This is a genomic window from Chitinophaga agrisoli (assembly GCF_008386695.1).
Taxonomy (GTDB): domain Bacteria; phylum Bacteroidota; class Bacteroidia; order Chitinophagales; family Chitinophagaceae; genus Chitinophaga; species Chitinophaga agrisoli.
The window spans coordinates 1494123-1511868 of sequence record NZ_VUOC01000002.1; the positions used below are offsets into that span (position 1 = coordinate 1494123).

At 51.1% G+C, this 17746-nt stretch carries 12 protein-coding genes; 8 read left to right on the forward strand and 4 right to left on the reverse strand.

What is annotated here, in order from left to right:
• Nucleotides 1–80: 80 nt before the first annotated feature.
• Nucleotides 81–2855: a TonB-dependent receptor gene (locus tag F0L74_RS13275; RefSeq protein WP_149838335.1), complete on the reverse strand. Its 2775-nt coding sequence runs from the start codon at nt 2853–2855 to the stop codon at nt 81–83.
• Between the two features lie 193 nt (nt 2856–3048).
• On the opposite strand from F0L74_RS13275, the gene ggt reads away from it, so the two are divergent.
• The 4 genes from ggt to F0L74_RS13295 all read left to right on the forward strand — a co-directional run bounded on the left by ggt (nt 3049) and on the right by F0L74_RS13295 (nt 6903).
• A complete protein-coding gene (gene ggt / locus F0L74_RS13280; RefSeq protein WP_246197700.1) occupies nt 3049–4713 on the forward strand; it encodes a gamma-glutamyltransferase in 1665 nt (554 codons plus the stop codon).
• Nucleotides 4714–4740: 27 nt separating this feature from the next.
• Entirely contained in the window at nt 4741–5274 is a 534-nt protein-coding gene (locus F0L74_RS13285) for a DUF1572 family protein (protein WP_149838337.1), read from the forward strand.
• A gap of 12 nt (nt 5275–5286) precedes the next feature.
• On the forward strand, nt 5287–5721 hold the full coding sequence (locus F0L74_RS13290; RefSeq protein ID WP_149838338.1) for a hypothetical protein: 435 nt from the start codon (nt 5287–5289) through the stop codon (nt 5719–5721).
• Between the two features lie 111 nt (nt 5722–5832).
• Nucleotides 5833–6903 (forward strand): pyridoxal phosphate-dependent aminotransferase family protein, encoded by a 1071-nt coding sequence (locus F0L74_RS13295; RefSeq protein WP_149838339.1) that lies wholly within the window; start codon nt 5833–5835, stop codon nt 6901–6903.
• Nucleotides 6904–7096: 193 nt separating this feature from the next.
• Here F0L74_RS13295 and F0L74_RS13300 read toward each other — a convergent pair whose 3' ends face one another.
• A complete protein-coding gene (locus tag F0L74_RS13300; RefSeq protein ID WP_149838340.1) occupies nt 7097–7546 on the reverse strand; it encodes a hypothetical protein in 450 nt (149 codons plus the stop codon).
• Nucleotides 7547–7714: 168 nt separating this feature from the next.
• Between F0L74_RS13300 and F0L74_RS13305 the strand changes: the two genes are divergently transcribed.
• On the forward strand, nt 7715–8578 hold the full coding sequence (locus F0L74_RS13305) for a TraB/GumN family protein (RefSeq protein WP_149838341.1): 864 nt from the start codon (nt 7715–7717) through the stop codon (nt 8576–8578).
• Between the two features lie 24 nt (nt 8579–8602).
• Here the strand turns inward: F0L74_RS13305 and F0L74_RS13310 are convergent, their stop codons facing one another.
• Nucleotides 8603–9652: an isoaspartyl peptidase/L-asparaginase family protein gene (locus F0L74_RS13310; RefSeq protein WP_149838342.1), complete on the reverse strand. Its 1050-nt coding sequence runs from the start codon at nt 9650–9652 to the stop codon at nt 8603–8605.
• A gap of 144 nt (nt 9653–9796) precedes the next feature.
• Between F0L74_RS13310 and F0L74_RS13315 the strand changes: the two genes are divergently transcribed.
• The 3 genes from F0L74_RS13315 to F0L74_RS13325 all read left to right on the forward strand — a co-directional run bounded on the left by F0L74_RS13315 (nt 9797) and on the right by F0L74_RS13325 (nt 16150).
• Nucleotides 9797–14539, forward strand: a complete 4743-nt coding sequence (locus F0L74_RS13315; RefSeq protein WP_149838343.1) for a translocation/assembly module TamB domain-containing protein — start codon at nt 9797–9799, stop codon at nt 14537–14539.
• A gap of 86 nt (nt 14540–14625) precedes the next feature.
• The gene (locus F0L74_RS13320) at nt 14626–15486 is read left to right on the forward strand and encodes a helix-turn-helix domain-containing protein (protein ID WP_149838344.1); all 861 of its coding nucleotides are present in this window, start codon (nt 14626–14628) and stop codon (nt 15484–15486) included.
• 91 nt (nt 15487–15577) lie between these two features.
• Nucleotides 15578–16150 (forward strand): DUF417 family protein, encoded by a 573-nt coding sequence (locus F0L74_RS13325; RefSeq protein ID WP_149838345.1) that lies wholly within the window; start codon nt 15578–15580, stop codon nt 16148–16150.
• Between the two features lie 110 nt (nt 16151–16260).
• Here F0L74_RS13325 and F0L74_RS13330 read toward each other — a convergent pair whose 3' ends face one another.
• Nucleotides 16261–17463: a bifunctional 3,4-dihydroxy-2-butanone-4-phosphate synthase/GTP cyclohydrolase II gene (locus tag F0L74_RS13330; RefSeq protein ID WP_149838346.1), complete on the reverse strand. Its 1203-nt coding sequence runs from the start codon at nt 17461–17463 to the stop codon at nt 16261–16263.
• Nucleotides 17464–17746: the final 283 nt, after the last annotated feature.

Here is a 17746-nt window from a genome sequence, read left to right on the forward strand (position 1 = left end):
GGAGGATTAAAAGGTATAGGCAAAAAAACACGGATAGGCAACCTCCCATCCGTGTTAAAAATATACTGAAATCTCCATTCTTACAAATTCAACTCCAGTCTCGCAAACAGAAAACGCCCGTTGTACCCGAACTGGGTAGCCCGGCGGCTATACAGGAACTGGTTATTATTAGTATTATTGGGATTAGACACTTTATCCGGATAGATATCAAACACATTGTTAGCGCCGATACTCAGCTTTATCGCCGGTGTAAAACGGTAACCCACAGCTACATCTGTTACTACCTTAGGTTGGTAGGTTTGGAAGAACGCCGGATCAATGGTCGCTTCTTCTACGCTACCAAAATAAACATTCCGCACAAATACATTAAAGCGTTTAATGTTGTATGTGAGGGTAAGGTTTATCTTCTCCCTTGGTACGCTGCGCTCCAGGTAAATGCGGCTGGCGCGGCTGAAATAAATGTTCTCCTTGCCGGCCAGTTTTGCGGATGCCTTTACGTCGCCCACTTGTTGGGTATAGGAGTACGTGCCGGCCAGGTCTGCCCGGAAATGGCCTGCGCCCAGGCGGGTGCCGTAGGTCAATACCAGATCCACGCCCCTGGTCTCTGAGTTAATGGCATTGGCGAAGAACGCAGCGCGGTTGGCATTAGCCAGCAACAGCAGCTGGTAGATCTCCTTATCCACCGGGGAGGCATTGGGGGCATTGCTGCCGGAGAATTGGTCTGTGTATACGATACGGTCATTTATCCGGGTATAATAACCATCCACCGTAAGATTGAACTTACCAAATGCACCGGTAAAGCCTGCGCTGAGGCTTTGAGACTTTTCCGGTTTAAGGGCCGGTATGCCCAGCAGCTGCGCCGGGCGGCTGTCATTGGTGAAGGTGCCTACTTCATAGGCCACGCCATCCACAAACAGCGTAGAAGTACTGGAATAGAAGCGCTGATGCAGGGACGGCGCGCGGAAACCGGTGCTGCCGGAGGCGCGCAGTGCGGTGTTCTCGCTGAGCTTATAACGGGCGGTGAGTTTGCCATTGAGCGTAGAACCGAAATCGTTATAGTTCTCAAAACGCAGCGCCCCACCCAGGAGAAAAGCGTTGCTGATGTTGGCCTCAACATCTACATATCCGGCAATGGCGCTACGGGCGGCATTTACGGTATTCTCCGGGCGGAAGCCGGGAAATACCTGGGCGCCGCCTGCACGGGCGGTACCATCTGGGCCAAATTTGGTGTTAATGGCGCCTTGCGGATCAGGTACGAGGATATCGTTGCCATTAACATCCTCCCCTATTTTGGTAGCGCGGCCATAGTCCGTGTAGGAGTTCTCCGCGCCGGCTACCAGTTGGTAGCGCTCAAAGCGGTATTCTGCGCCAAACGCTACATCCAGGCCCTCCAGCACATCAAAGCGCTGGGAGAAATCGAGGTTGGTGGTGTTCTGGGCGAATACCGGGCCGCCTGCATTGAAATGAGTAGGCGAGGCTTTTTCTAACGAAGCGTTAAGGGAGTTCTCCACGCTAAAGATGAACTGGTTCTGGCCGTAGGTATTGCTCACATCTACTTTCCATTTACCCAGGTTACCGCGGATACCAAAGGCCAGGGATTTGTCGTAGATGTCAGAATGGATCTCCGGCAGAAAGCCAAGCGGGTAGATATCCAGCACATTGCGGCTATCGCTGGGCAGACGGTATACGCCGGCCGCCTGGCCGTTGCGGTAACCCAGCCCACCGAAGAGGTAGAATTCCGCATCGTTCTCCATGGGAATACTGGCATTGACAAATAGCTGGCCGCTGCGCAGTTTTGACTGCCCTACCCGCATGCGGATATCGTCGCGGGTTTTGTTATTGGCCAGCAGAAATGAGTCTGTACGGTCTGCCCCACCTGGGTAGGTGCGGTAGATGGGGCCCTGCCAGGGGCCGGACCGGTTGGTGTAGTTGCGGTAATCGTACGAGCCGCCAAAGTTGATGAAGCCACCTTTATCGCCTACGGGAATGCCATAGTTGACGGCGGTTTGCACCGTTTGTCCGTCGATGTTATCTACGGACTGCGGCGTAACGTTAGCACCGGTAGTAACGCTTACGTTTAAACGATTCACGCTGTTCTTGAGGATGATGTTTATCACGCCGGCAATGGCATCGGAGCCATACTGCGCGGCGGCGCCATCCCGCAGGATCTCAATACGGTCAATGGCGGCCGTAGGGATGGCGTTCAGGTCTGTACCTACCGCTCCACGGCCAAAGGTACCGTTTACGTTCACCAGCGCGGTGTTGTAACGGCGTTTGCCGTTTACGAGCACCAGCACCTGGTCTGGCCCCAGGCCACGCAGGGAGGCAGGATCGATATGATCCGTACCATCCGCCACTGTTTGGGTACCGGAGCTGAAAGAGGGCGCTACATAGTTCAGGATCTGGTTAACAGATACCTGCGGCGCATCTGCCGCTACCCGTTTAATGTCAATAACATCCACCGGCACGGGCGTTTCTGTTTGCGTGCGAGGCAGGCTGCGGGAGCCCAGTACCACCAGCTCATTCATAGTAGTGCTGGAAGAAAGGGCTGCATCCAGCTGCACGGTTTGGCCAGCAGCTACGGTAACAGGCTTGCGTTGTGAGGCATAGCCAATGTAGCTGAAGGTGACCGTATACGTGCCGGGACTGATGCTGAGGGAATATCCCCCGGCGGCATTGGTATAGCCGCCTTTGTTTGTACGTTCGATCTGTACGGTGGCGCCGGCCAATGGCGCTTTGCCGTCTGTTACAGTACCCTGGATCATGCCGGTTTGTGCCTGTGCGTGCGAAATATAGGTTATCAGGCAGGTTAACAGCAATAAGGAGGGTCTAAAGCTGGGCTTTGGGCGTTTCATGAGGGTTTAGATTTGGTTATATTCTAAGATACGAAAAACAGGGCGTTGAAGCCGGCGGCACATAGACAGTAAAACGGAAAAATGTAAGGGTAAAACGGAGCGTGAAAAGCTAAAGGCTAACCGGTTTTTATGTATATTAGACCTAAACGAAACGCTACTGATGCGCACAATTACTATGCTAATAACTGCTTTGGTGATAACCTTATCTGCCAGGGCCCAATCCGTTGATCCTTATCAATATAATATCCGGAAACAGATGACGGTATCGCATGGCGCGGTAGTATCCGCACACCCGCTGGCCAGCGCCGCCGGTGCGTCCATACTGCAGGCGGGCGGTAATGCTGTAGATGCAGCTATTGCCACGCAGCTGGCGCTGGCGGTAGTATATCCTACAGCGGGTAACCTGGGTGGCGGCGGCTTCTTAGTAGGGCACCTGCGCAACGGGCAGAACATAGCCATTGACTACCGGGAAATGGCGCCGGCTAAAGCGCATCGTGATATGTACCTGGATGGCAGCGGCCAGGCCAATACAACGCTTAGTCAGCTGGGGCACCTTTCCCCTGGCGTACCTGGCTCCGTGGCGGGTTTCTTTGCCTCCCTCCGTTATGCCAAACTACCCATGCGGCAGCTGATAGCGCCGGCCATCCGGCTGGCGGAAAAAGGTTTTGCCATCAGCGCGGCAGAAGCCCACAGACTCAATAGCGAGGCAGCGGACTTCCGCCGCCTGAATACCCAGCCCAATGCTTTTGTGAAAGAGACGCCCTGGAAAGCGGGCGATACCCTTATACAAACGGATCTGGCCAATACCTTAAAACGTATCCGCGACAAAGGCATGGCCGGTTTCTATGAAGGCGAGACCGCTCAGCTGATCGTTGCGGAAATGCAGCGCGGCAATGGTCTCATCACTACAGCAGATCTTAAAGCCTATAAAGCAAAGGAAAGGAAGGCGGTCGTGTTTGCATATAAAAAATACACCATCGTGACCATGCCCCTGCCCTCCAGCGGCGGCGTAGCCCTGGAGCAGATGATGGGTATGGTGGAACCGTATCCTATTGCCAAATGGGGCTTTCATTCTCCCCAGGCCGTACAGCTGATGATAGAGGTAGAACGCCGCGCTTATGCTGACCGTGCAGAACACCTGGGTGATCCTGATTTTGTGAAAGTACCCGTAGCGGCGCTCACAGATAAAAAATACCTGCTGGAGCGTATGAAGGATTATGATATGCACAAGGCAGGCTCCAGCGTGGCTGTAAAAGCAGGTGCAGTAGGGCCGGAAAGCGAAGAAACCACGCATCTTTCCGTAATGGACAGCGATGGTAATGCGGTATCTGTGACCACCACCCTTAACGGCGGTTATGGCAGCAAAGTAGTGGTAGGCGGCGCAGGCTTTTTCCTGAATGATGAGATGGACGATTTTAGCGTAAAACCAGGCGTTCCCAATATGTATGGGTTGGTAGGCACAGAAGCTAATGCCATTGCCCCGGGCAAACGAATGCTTAGCTCCATGACGCCAACTATTGTATTACAAAAAGGCCGCCCCTATGTAGTAACCGGCACGCCGGGCGGGGCTACCATTATCACTTCTGTATTTCAAACGTTGATGAATATACTGGAATTTAACCTGTCTGCCGCGGATGCAGTGAACGAAACAAAGTTCCATCACCAGTGGTTGCCTGACCAGGTGGATGTGGAGCAAAAGTTCCCCACGGAGCTGATCTCTTCACTGGAAGGAATGGGTTATAAGGTGATACCCAGGAAAGGGTCTATTGGCAGAACGGAAGTGATCCGGGTGAATGCACAGGGGAAGATGGAAGCAGTAGGCGATAACAGAGGGGATGATAGTGTAGCAGGATATTAATTATTAGCAACTAAAAATATTTGTCTTATGTCACTGGCAACTATTTACCTGGATAGCATCAAAAAGCGGTTTATGACCTATAAGATGCTGGGGGATCAGACACTGGCAAGGCTGAACGAAGAACAATTACACTGGCAGCCGGACGGCAGCTGCAACAGCATTTACCTGATCATTAAACATATGAGCGGCAATATGCTCTCGCGGTGGACGGATTTTCTGACCAGCGATGGCGAGAAACCCTGGCGGAACCGCGATACGGAATTTAATGAACAAACAGCTTCTAAGTCAGAAATACTGGCCATGTGGGAAAAGGGCTGGACCTGTATGTTTGATACTTTTAACAGCCTGCAGGAGGAAGATCTTGAAAAGACCATCCACATACGTACAGAGCCACTGATCGCCCTGGATGCCATCAACCGGCAGTTGTCACATTTACCTTACCATGTGGGACAAATCGTGTATATTGGCAAAATGCTCCTGAAAGATCAATGGGAAAGCCTCTCGATCGCGAAAGGAAGATCTGATGATTTTAATCAACAAATGGCCTCCGGCAATAAATAGTCTCTTTTTTATATGGCTCAATTGAAACGCTTATTACCTGTATGGCTGCTTGTAGCTGCTGTTGGCCTGCTATCCTGCAATGGCAATCGCGCCAACCACTTATTACTGCACAAAAAATGGCGGGTGTATGATGTGCAGATCCCGGCCGGCGATCCTTATGATATTACACAGGTAAGCCAGGCGGTGGATCTAAAAAAAGGTTATTACAGTGATGTGTATTACCAGTTCCTGGATGATAACCTGTTCATTGCTACCATTGCCGGGGTACCGGACTCCGGGAAGTACTCGCTGCTGAGCAACGGCAGCATTATCAGCGTAACAGCCAGTAATGGCCTGCGGAGCGCGGAGCACCTGGTATCGATCGTACACCTGGATGAGCAGCTGTTTGATATGAAGGTAAAGTCCGGCGATTATAATTTTGTGTTGCGGACAAAAGCAAGCCAATAATTTAGCATCAATAATTACGTATTACAGATGGATTCAAAAGGATCGATGAAGATCGTTGCTCCTCTCATTTGTAACAGATGATCCATCATCAGTAATTGAAAAACCCTCACTATGTACCCCTTACAGACTGATATTACACCAGGCAGGACAGCCATGATCAACGACAGGAGTTGTCTTTTTTTCTCAGGGTTCTCTTACCTGGGCATGCATGTACTGCCAGCCTTCCGCGAGGCCTTTAAGGCTGGTATGGACCTGTATGGCCCGGTATTCCTATCCTCGCGGGTAGCCAATGTGCGCCTAAGCATTTATGAAGAGCTGGAACATGCGCTGGCCGTATTATTCCGGCAACAGAGCGCGGCGGCTTTTTCTTCCGGATACCTGGCGGCGCAGGCGGCCATCCATTATGCCCATCAGTTTGGAGAGATCTTGTATGCCCCCGGTACACACCCGGCGCTGCGCGTGTATGGCGCAATACTGCCGGATCTGCCCTGGGAGGCATGGACGGCACAAACGGTCACAAAGATCAACAGCGCCCCCGACCATACATATGTGATAGCAGCAGACGGTGTAAATCCGCTGACCAGCACTGTAAATGACTTTTCATTTTTATCGGCAATAGAAAGAAAGGTATTGGTGGTGATAGATGATTCCCATGGCGCCGGCATATTGGGGCCGGAGGGAGAAGGTACTGTACATGCGCTGCCGGTACATGGGCCGCTACGTTACCTACTATCTGCATCGCTGGCCAAGGCTTACAGTGTGGAAGGCGGACTGGTGGCCGGGCATGCGGCGGATATTGCCGCCATGAAAAAGCATCCCTTCTTTACTGCCAGCACACCCATGATGCCAGCCAATGCTTACGCCTTCCTACAAAGTAAGTCCTTATATGCTGCACGCCGTCAGAAGCTGCAGCTCAACACACACTATTTTAAGCAGCTAACTGCTCATCATCCTATTGTATATAATCCTCATCAATTACCGGTGTTCCTTTTGCGGCCACCGGCTGCCCACAAGCCTGGTATTGAGCAATACCTGCTGGAGCATGATATCATCATCTCTTCTTTTTCCTATCCTCATCCTGACAGCCCGGCTATTCACCGGGTGGTGCTTTCCGCGCTGCATGAACAGTTTGACCTGCACACGCTCAGCGAACTGATTACTAATTACGAGGGACGCCACTGAAGCGCATTATGAATGCGATGTTTTTTCCCCCCACACCTATCCTGTGAATAACCTGTAGCGCTTGTTTTCCCTTGTGCTTTGCCTTAACCCAAGCGCTTACTTTGCTAAGAGGTGATGTCCGTTCCGCGCATATATAACTGATCGCATTCATAATGTCGCTTTATGGCGTGCCTGAAACGAGCCGGGCCTGTAATCAGCTGCCGGCTTGTTCTTTATCTCTAAGGATAGCTGCTTGTTCATTATCCATAAGATCACCATTATGGTTGATCAACCGCATATCATTACGTTCTACAGCAAGGTATTGACGGATACTGTCTGCATTGGCTTCTACCAGGGCTTCATCCCAGGTGATGCGTTTACCGATACGGGCAGCCCTGGCAGTATGTCCGTTATCTAAAGCTTTCTGCTGTTTGTCCTGCAGGAACTGCAGATCACTTAACAGGCCCTCTTTTTCTTTAACGAGATCAAATATCTGTGTTTGCTGATCTATGATGCTTGCTTGCAGCTGGTCATTCTGTTGTTGCTGCTGCTGGATCTCTATCCGGTTCAATACTTTATCAGTGTGTGCATCCCTTCCGCCGGTGCCGGCAAAAGCGCCGGTGGTGATCATGGCTGAAACTGCCATCAGACTCATCGTTTTCATACTATCTGTTTTTCTGAGTTTCTTAATAAAAACGTCGGTACTAAGACGGACGGTAATGCCATGCGTTTAATAGACCATTGGTTTTTAAGGTGTTCTTAATTTATGTTAAAGGAGTGCTGGGGTTATGTTAAAAGAGTGTAAACATATTATCTTTAGGCAAATTTATGTATGCGTCCGTTTATCCCTTTGATCCTATGTGCCATATTGTTGCAGGCATGTAAAGAAAAGCCGGCTCCCTCTTCTCTATTATGGCGGGTAACTGGTAATGGCTTAACACAGCCTTCTTACCTGTTTGGAACAGTACATGTACTAAGCAGCCGCGACAGCATATTCCCGCCTACTGTAATACGGGCCTTGCACGATTGCCGGCAACTGTCGCTGGAAGCCGGCGTGGATGATTCCATAGACAGGAAAGCACTTCTAAAATTGGCCCTTGGGCCGGAGGGTTATTCCTATAAGCGCCTGTTTACAGCAGAGCGGTACGAAAAACTGAAACAGTTCTTCCAAACGCGGATGAATATAGATATTGCTAAGCTGGACCGCTTAAAGCCCGGCCACATCTATACGATGGCCTCTGTAGAGTTACTGGCGCCTGAGAAGAGCCATCCTTTCCGGATGGATATGGATCTGCTCAAAAAAGCCCGGTCAGGCCATATGCCAGTGAAGCATCTTGAACGTGCAGAAGATGTCATAACTACCCTGAACAGCCTGCCTGACAGTCTTACGGCGACAGTGATGATGTACATTGTATGCTATCCTGATTTCATAAAGGACCAATTTAAACAAGCGCTGGCTGCTTATCGTGAACAAGATATTGAACAGCTATACCGGCTGGGACGTGGCAATTGGCAAGTCGATAAAACGAGCCCGGTAATGGAAGGCCGTAATCACAAATGGATCCCTGTAATGCGGCAGCAGATGCAGGAAGCGCCTACTTTCTTTGCATTTGGTTGCGGCCATTTGGGCGGGCCGGAAGGCGTAGTAAAATTACTGCGGCAACAAGGATACACGGTAGAGGCGGTCCGTGAATAAATTCACTAAGCGCCCCGCACAGCTTTATTCTTTATAGATCTTCACTTCTATCTTCCCATCCGCAGTCACACTGCCACGGTACATACCAGCAGTATTAAAAGGCATAGCTATATTCCCGTTCTTATCAATCGCTATCAGCCCGCCATCGCCGCCCAGTGCGGGTACTTTCTGCATGATCAGCTCATGTGTGGCCTGTTGTACGGTCAGGCCCTTATATTCCATCAGATCACTTACGGTTTTGGCTACACAAAGGCGGATGAAGAATTCGCCCCAACCGGTGCAGGAAATGGCGCAGGTGGCATTGTTGGCGTAGGTGCCGGCCCCAATAATAGGCGCATCTCCAATACGGCCAAATTTCTTGTTGGTCATACCACCGGTAGAGGTAGCAGCGGCCAGGTTGCCCTGCTTATCCAGCGCTACCGCGCCTACGGTGCCAAACTTGCTATCCTTGTTCTCTATACCCAGCAGGGAGGTTTTATGATCATCGTGGTCCAGCTGTGTTTTGGCGGAGTCTGCGGCTTTTACCCGTAGCAGGCCTTTCCAGCGGTCTTCCGTGTAGAAATAGGAAGGGTCTACTATCTCAAGGCCGGCCTCTTTGGCAAACTGCTCTGCCCCACGGCCTGCCAGCATTACATGCTGGGATTTCTCCATTACCGCGCGGGCGGCCGTGATAGGGTTCTTAATGACCGTTACCCCGGCCACGGAGCCGGCAGCCAGCGTTTTACCGTTCATGATAGCGGCATCCATCTCATTCTTGCCTTCATTGGTAAACACGGCGCCTTTACCGGCATTGAACAGGGGATTGTCTTCCATCACTTTAATGGCCGCTTCTACGGCATCGAGGCTGGCGCCGCCGCGCTGGATAACGGCATAACCGGCTTTGAGGGCCTGTTCCAGTCCGGCCTTATAGGCGGCTTCTTTTTCGGGCGTCATATTGGCTTTGAGGATGGTGCCGGCACCGCCATGGATCACCATTACATACTTGGGCGCTGCGGTAACAGTATCATTGGGTATGGCGTTCGTGCCTGGTCCGGTCATCATGAGGAGGGTTGTAACGAGGAATGTAGCTAACATGCTTAAAGTTTTCCTAAAAATAATGATAACAATAATAGGATACAGGTTTATACGTTTTGCCCTTAGGATTTAGTTATTTTTGCCGGATAAATGTAGGTTGAGCTGAAAAAAGTACGCAAAATATTATCCATTGTCCTGCTTTCCTTGCTGGGCATCATCATATTAACGGGCATCCTGGTCAATATTCCTGCGGTACAAAACTGGCTGGTGCAGGAGGCCACACGGCGATTATCCGAACAATTACACACCAAAGTTGAGATCAAGGGCGTAAGCCTGGGATTATTTAACCGGGCCAAACTGGAGGGAACTTATATCGAGGACCGCCACCAGGATACCCTGCTGTATGCCGGTGTGCTGCAGGTGCGTATCACGGACTGGTTCTTTTTCCAGGAAAAGCCGGTGCTGAAGTTCATAGGGCTGGAAGATGCAGAGGTGAACCTGGTAAGACGCCGGAACGACTCCCTGTGGAATTACCAATTCATTATAGACGAATTTGGCTCCTCTAAACCTGATACCAGCAAAACACCCGGGAGCAGCAAGGGCATATCCCTGGACCTGCGGAAAATAGACCTTAAGAACATCCGCATCAACCAGATAGACGCGTGGGTGGGCGAAGATATGCGGGTGGCGGCCAAACGGATCTATGTGGACGCCAAGAACCTGGACCTGCAGCAGCATAATGTAGATATACAGGAATTATTACTGGATAATCCTTCGTTTACCGTATCCCGTTACGCTTCTTCCCCTTTGCGGAAACGAAGGCATAAAAGCGGCGCCCAGCCTACCACCGCCGCCGTAGATACCAGCGGCCAGCTGCGCTGGAACAGCAGCAACTGGAAATTGCTGGTAAAAGACCTTTCCATCAAAAACGGGTTAGTAGGCGTATATGACCTGGAAGACAGCTCCCGCCCGGAGCCGGGATATTTTGCCCCCAACCATATTGAATTTGGCAAGATCAACCTCACCCTTAGCAATACCAGCCTTATAAAGGACAGCATTATAAGCGATCTGACCCTACAAACCAGGGAGCGCAGCGGGTTTGAGGTAAAGAAGCTGACCGCCAGGTTTAAGATGTCGCCGGTGGAGATGGAGTTCTCACAGATGGACCTTATCACCAACCGGAGCCACCTGCGCAACTATTACACCATGCAGTACACGGACCTGAGCGATATGAGCGACTATGTGGACCTGGTGTTTATGAAGGCGCGTTTTGTGAACAGCACCCTCTCCTCTGATGATATTGCCTATTTTGCCCCTCCCCTCTCCGACTGGAAAAAACAGATCTCCCTGAATGGCGTAGTGGAAGGGCCGGTAAGTAACCTGGACGCAGACAGCATTAGCCTGCAGGCGGGCAATACCACCAGCCTGAAAGGCCGTTTAAAAATGCGCGGCCTGCCGGAGATAAATGAAACGTTTATCGATTTCCAGGCGGAAGACCTGGTCACCACGGGTAATGATGTGCGCAGCATCTTTCCGCAGGTACGCGACGTACAGCCGCTGCAGATAGACCGCCTGTCAGCTATCCGCTTCCAGGGCAGCTTTACGGGCTTTATCAATGACTTTGTGGCCTATGGTAAGTTCCAGACCAACCTGGGCAACCTGAACTCTGACCTTAACTTTAAAACCAGCGGAGACGTGCCGGTCTATTCCGGGAGCCTGACCACTGCGAACTTTAATGTAGGGACCCTGCTGGATGTGCCACAGCTATCTACTATCTCCCTGAGCGGGAAAATAAACGGCGAAGGCTTTAACCTGCGTACCCTCAAGGCTACGGTAGATGCGGATGTACAACAGATCTCCCTGTACGACTATTCCTACACCAACATTAAGACCCAGGGAGAGATGAACCGTAAGTTCTTTAATGGCTCCCTCACGGTGAATGATCCCAACCTGGATATGGACTTTGCAGGCACTATTGACCTGAATGATACGGTGCCCATCTTTAAATTTAACTCGGAGATCCGCAAAAGCAACCTGAAAGCCCTGCACCTGACCAAAGACTCTATTACCCTGCAAACGCGGGTAGAGCTAAACTCTGCCGGTAGCAATATTGATAACTTTAACGGTATGGCCCGGGCCTACGATGTATCGCTGTACAAGAACCAGACCCGCGTAGACTTTGATTCGCTGAACATCAGCACCCGCATGGAAAACAATACCAAGGTGCTGGACGTAGTGGGCAGCGAGATCACCGGGTATGTAAAGGGTAATTACAACGTATCGCAGCTAATGGCCGCTTTACGGCTGTTCCTGAATAAATATTATCCCAGCTTCTTCCCTGCGCCCGAAACCCAGGATATACAGGAGAACTTTACGTTTGCCTTCCAGTTCGGCCAGGTGGACAAGTTGATAAAAGCCTTTACCAACGATGTAAGCGGCTTTGACCAGGCCAGGGTATCCGGCGCGCTGAACACCCTCCAGGGCAATATCTCCCTGAATGCCGCCATTCCCCTGGCCAGCTATAAAGGGTACAGCGTGCAGGACCTGCAGGTGAAGGGAGCCGGCAATTTTAACAAGATAGATCTGAGCACCAGCATGGGCAAAGTCTCCTCCGGAGACCGTATCTGGCTGCAAAACCCGCTGATACTGGCTAGTTCCGGCCAGGACACCTCCTTTATAAAAGTGGATATGCAGTCGCTGGACAGCAACTCGCTGGATGGTTTCTATGCGCGGGTGGTGACGGTGAACGAAGGCGTAAAGATCAATTTCCTGAACAGCGCCTTTACGGTAAATGAACGCCAATGGAATGTGACACCAGGCAACGAGATCTACTGGAGCAAGGACTTCCTGACCATACACAACCTGAAGGTGACCCGTAATGACCAGAGCCTGACGGTGGAAACCAATGAATTTAACCCGGATGAAAACCGGTTTATCGTCACCCTGAAAGATCTGAACCTGGCAGATGTGATCCCCTCCCAGCTGGTCACCATGCCCATAGAAGGCCAGGCCAATGGCGTGATCAACATATCCGACCCTATGCACCACCTGGACATAGACGCGGACCTGACAGCCAGCAACTTGAAGCTGAATAACGATACCCTGGGCCTGGTAACACTGAAGGGCGACTACCGGCAGCAGACAGGAGAAGCCACCTACGAAGTACTGTCCAAAAACATCGGCCGCAGTTTTGCCATAAATGGCATCGCCGGCCTTACTAAAGAGAATAATAAGCTGTCTGGCACCGTAGACCTGAACGGCGCCTCCATAGATCCCCTGAATCAATACCTGGGGGATTACGTGACGGATCTCTCCGGCCTGGCCACCGGTAAGCTAACGGTGAGCGGCACCACCAGCCAGCCCTCTGTAAAAGGAAAGGTACAGCTGGACAGCGTGGGCATTAAGGTGCTATACCTGGGCACCACCTATAAGATACCCCGGCTGAATATCAACGTAGATGATAACCTGATAGAATTCGGCAACTTTAATATCCTGGATAAATTCAATAACAGGGCCAGCGCCAGCGGGTATATCTCCCATGACCATTTCAGTAAGCTGAATTTCGACTTTGACGTAACGGGACGGCAGTTCATGTTCATGAATACCTCAGAGGCCGATAGCGACCTGTTTTATGGGGATGTGCTGGCGGATGGTAAAGTATACTTCTCCGGCCCGCTGAACGACATGCAGCTACATATACTGGCGCGCCCGGTAAAAGGCACGCATTTTTACCTGCCTATGTCAGACAGCAAGGATATTGGTAAATACGACTACATCACCTTTAAGACCTACGGCACAGAAATGCAGCCAAAGAAGAAAAAGAAGGACGATGTGAACCTGAACATACGGCTGGACATTGCCGCCAACCCGGATGCCCAGATAGATGTAATACTGGATGCCACCACCGGCGACGTGATCTCTGCCAACGGGAACGGTAACCTGCAGATCAATGTGAATACAGACGGGGACTTTACCATGTTTGGCGATTATGAGATCAATAACGGATCGTATAACTTCACCTTCCAGCGGCTCACCAGCTGGAAGTTTGATATCACCAAAAGCAGTACCATCACCTGGAACGGCGATCCGCGCGAGGCGCGCATGAACATCACCGCCAAATACAGCGTACCCAAAGTAAGTCTGTACAACCTGGTGGGCCAGTTAGGCTCCGTGACCAGCGATAAGCTGGCTACCCGCCAGGAACGTGTTGACGTGGTAATTAACCTGCGGGGCGAGATGATGAAACCGGATATAGCCTACGAAATACAGCTGCCGGATGTGGGCTCCCTTTCCTACGAGAGCGGCGTGGCGGCCCGGCTCCGCGAGATCAACCAGGACCAGAACAAAGCCCTGCTGCAGATGTATGGCCTGCTATTGTTTAACCAGTTCATACCGGACGATAATACCGCCACCGGCGGCGCCAGCGTAGTAGGTAAGAACAGTGTGGGCCAGGCCTTGTCTGCCCAGGCGTCTGCCATATTAAATAATATCACCGGCGCTATCCTGAAAAATAGCGGCATAGGCGTGAATGTGAACTACCGTGCCTACAATATCGGCAACCAGGATAATACCAATTATGACCGTAACCAGCTGAGCGCGGGCATTACCAGTAACCTGTTCAACAACCGCGTGCGGTTGTATGTAGGTGGCGACTATGACTGGGGCCGCACGGCCAGCAGCGCCAGCTCGAACCGCTTTGCGGGCGACTTCCGGGTAGAATACCTGCTGACCCAGGACGGGCGTGTGCGGGTGAACGCCTTTAGTAAAACGGATTATGATGTATATAACCTGGTGAACCGCAATAAGGCGGGCCTTGGTATATCATATGTGCGGGAGTATAACCGGCTGCGGGAGCTGTTTGAATCGCGACGGCCATCAAGACGGATGCTGGACTCCATGCAGCGGCGGGCAGCGGTGGATAGCGGCAGGGCGCGGAGCGAGGATTAATTAATAGATGCATGTGAAGCAGATGCAGCAATACAAGTTTGCAGCGGCGTCTGGAAAATATATTTATTTTTACGAACACAGGAACAATGGGAACAATACTTTCTTCAACAGGTGAGCACCTGGTAGGATTAAAGCAGGCAGCAGGTTTAGAACTGGGCACGCCAGTGCAATATCCGGTCTATACGGTGTTATTCATCCCTGCCGGCGAAGGCAAGTTCCATGCGGACTTTGGCACCTTCCCCTTTAGCGGGCCAACAATGTTGTTCTCCACCCCTTTCCAAACGCTCCAACTGGCATCTTCGTCTCCCCAGGCCCCGGTAATGCTGCAATTCCATGGCGATTTTTATTGCATTGCCTATCATCATAACGAAGTATCCTGCAACGGCCTGTTATTCAACAATGTATATATCAGCCCCATGATAGGGCTTAATAATGAGGATGTACGGAGTATAGAGCTGATCCTCTCCCAGTTTGAGGAAGAGCTGCGCCAGCCCTCGCCCTCAGAAACGGTGTTACAGGCCTACCTGCAGCTATTACTGGCCAAAAGCAGCAGCATTAAGCTGCGCGCCATGGCAGACGGATGCGGACAGGCGGGTAAGGACGAGCAAATGGAGCGTTTCCGGGAACTGCTGGACGAAAACTATCTTACGTTGCACAAACCCAATGACTATGCGGACCTGCTAGCCATGTCGCCCAATACCTTTACAAAACGCTGCACACGTTATTTTAAGAAACCGCCTTCCCGGTTGATCCAGGAGCGGCTGATCCTGGAGGCCAAGAAACAGCTGCACCTTACCCGGCGTAGCATCAAGGAGATCGCATATGCCCTTAACTTCGAGGATGAGTTCTACTTTAGCCGCATGTTCAAAAAGTTTACCAACGTATCCCCCCAGGCCTTCCGCGACCGGACAGGTATCTCCATTGTAGCGGACCTGACGCCCCAATAATGCAGGCAGATATGTCCATGTAATATCCATCGACGTCCATGTTCCAGCCCTGCAGGCTGCAGTACCTTTGTTTCATAAAGATTATCACCTTATGAAACAGTCTCTTATACAGTCTATCGCTAACCTGGATCAATTTGGCAAAAAGGCCGTACGGTTTGGTATTGTAGTCGTATTCCTATGGATAGGCGGGTTAAAGTTCTTCGCCTATGAAGCGGATGGCATTGTACCCTTTGTAGCAAATAGCCCGTTTATGTCCTTTTTCTATCAGCATCCTGCTGACTACAAGACACATATGAATAAAGAAGGGGAATTGATACCAGCTAACCATGCCTGGCATGAGGGGAATAATACATATGGATTTTCAATAGGGTTGGGCATTTTCCTGGTAGGACTGGCCGTGCTGATAGCATTATACCGGGTAGTACCCCTGGTTAGTATGGTAGCCAGCGGGCTCATATTCCTGATGACGCTTGGAACTTTATCCTTCCTGGTGACCACACCGGAAAGCTGGGTACCGCACCTGGGAGATGCGCAGTGGGGATTCCCCTACCTGTCTGGCAGGGGCCGGTTGGTGATCAAAGATATTGTGATCCTGGGCGGCGCTATCATAACAATGAGCGAAAGCGCCCGGTTGTACCTGCAGCGGCGGGAAGCAAAACGATAATGTTGAAGTTTGTTCAGGGTTTTTTATATATACAAGCACAAGGGGATGTCAGTTTTGACATCCCCCTTTTATTTTATAAGCCATGCCGTTGCCGGCTCCTGAAGTCTTTACTAGCTCCGCAGGATCTCGTGACCCAGTTTATCGCGTTTAGTCTTGAGATAGAATTCGTTATGCGGATTGGGATGGATCTCGATGGGCACATTTTCAACGATCTCCAGTCCATAACCAGCCAGGCCTGCCCGTTTGCGGGGGTTGTTGGTCATGAGGCGGATCTTGCTGATGTTGAGGGCGCGGAGTATCTGGGCGCCAATGCCATAGTCGCGTTCATCCATCTTAAAGCCCAGCTCCAGGTTGGCCTCTACGGTATCCCGGCCTTCTTCCTGCAGCTTGTAGGCGTGCAGCTTGTTCAGCAGGCCTATGCCGCGGCCTTCCTGGTTCATGTACAGGATAAGGCCTTTACCTTCTTTTTCCACCATGGTCATGGCAGCATGTAGCTGTTCGCCACAGTCACAGCGGAGGGAATGGAGGATATCGCCGGTGAAGCAGGAGGAGTGCACGCGCAGCAGCACGGGCTCATCCTTTTCCCAATCTCCCTTCTTAAGGGCCATATGGGTATCGCCGGAGTTGATCTGTTTAAAGGCGATCAGCTCAAAATTGCCGTATTTGGTAGGCATCTGTACCCTTACCTGTTCTTCGATAAGGCTTTCTGTACGGAGGCGGTATTCTATCAGGTCCTTAATGGAGATAAGCTTCAGGTCAAAACGGGTAGCGATCTCACGTAACTGTGGTAAACGGGCCATAGAGCCGTCTTCGTTCATGATCTCTACCAGTACGCCGGCGGGCTCAAATCCAGCCAGGCGGGCCAGGTCAATGGTGGCCTCTGTATGGCCGGAGCGGCGCAGCACGCCTCCTTTCTTTGCTTTAAGCGGGAAAATATGACCAGGTTTGCCCAGGTATTCCGGGCGGGTAACGGGATCAATCAGGGCCTGTACGGTTTTGGCCCTGTCATGGGCGGAAATGCCGGTGGTGCAGCCGTGCCCCAGCAAATCTACGCTTACGGTAAAGGGAGTTTGATGGAGGGCGGTATTATCGCGTACCATCATTTCGAGGCCTAATTCATCACAACGTTCTTCTACCAGGGGGGCGCAGATAAGGCCCCGGCCGTGTATGCTCATGAAGTTGATGATCTCCGGGGTTACGTTGCGGGCAGCGGTTACAAAGTCTCCTTCGTTCTCACGGTCTTCATCGTCCACCACTATCACCAGTTTCCCTTTTTTTATGTCTTCTATAGCTGCTTCGATTTTGTCTAGCATGTTAGATCAGTCTGTTGAAATAATGGGCAAAGTTAGGAATAAGTTGGCAGTTTGTTGCAGGCGTCAGCCAGGCTGGAGGGGTTACATAGAGGTAAGCCCCATCTGAGGAAGCACCAATGTGCTGACTGTCCGTTGAATAGCATCACAAAACATTTAATTTATTAGTTATCAATTATTTAATAGCCTTCTTTATTAATTGCTCTCCTCCCCTGCTGAATACTTGTATGCTTTATACGTAAGCGCCGGTCCCCGCGTTGCTCATTGACTCTTTCCTTGTTGTAAA

What these genes read in the sequence shown, in the direction of transcription:
- F0L74_RS13275 (WP_149838335.1), bottom strand. Translation starts at nt 2,855, where the DNA reads ATGAAACGCCCAAAGCCCAGCTTTAGACCCTCCTTATTGCTGTTAACC.
- F0L74_RS13285 (WP_149838337.1), top strand. Translation starts at nt 4,741, where the DNA reads ATGTCACTGGCAACTATTTACCTGGATAGCATCAAAAAGCGGTTTATG.
- F0L74_RS13290 (WP_149838338.1), top strand. Translation starts at nt 5,287, where the DNA reads ATGGCTCAATTGAAACGCTTATTACCTGTATGGCTGCTTGTAGCTGCT.
- F0L74_RS13295 (WP_149838339.1), top strand. Translation starts at nt 5,833, where the DNA reads ATGTACCCCTTACAGACTGATATTACACCAGGCAGGACAGCCATGATC.
- F0L74_RS13300 (WP_149838340.1), bottom strand. Translation starts at nt 7,546, where the DNA reads ATGAAAACGATGAGTCTGATGGCAGTTTCAGCCATGATCACCACCGGC.
- F0L74_RS13305 (WP_149838341.1), top strand. Translation starts at nt 7,715, where the DNA reads ATGCGTCCGTTTATCCCTTTGATCCTATGTGCCATATTGTTGCAGGCA.
- F0L74_RS13310 (WP_149838342.1), bottom strand. Translation starts at nt 9,652, where the DNA reads ATGTTAGCTACATTCCTCGTTACAACCCTCCTCATGATGACCGGACCA.
- F0L74_RS13320 (WP_149838344.1), top strand. Translation starts at nt 14,626, where the DNA reads ATGGGAACAATACTTTCTTCAACAGGTGAGCACCTGGTAGGATTAAAG.
- F0L74_RS13325 (WP_149838345.1), top strand. Translation starts at nt 15,578, where the DNA reads ATGAAACAGTCTCTTATACAGTCTATCGCTAACCTGGATCAATTTGGC.
- F0L74_RS13330 (WP_149838346.1), bottom strand. Translation starts at nt 17,463, where the DNA reads ATGCTAGACAAAATCGAAGCAGCTATAGAAGACATAAAAAAAGGGAAA.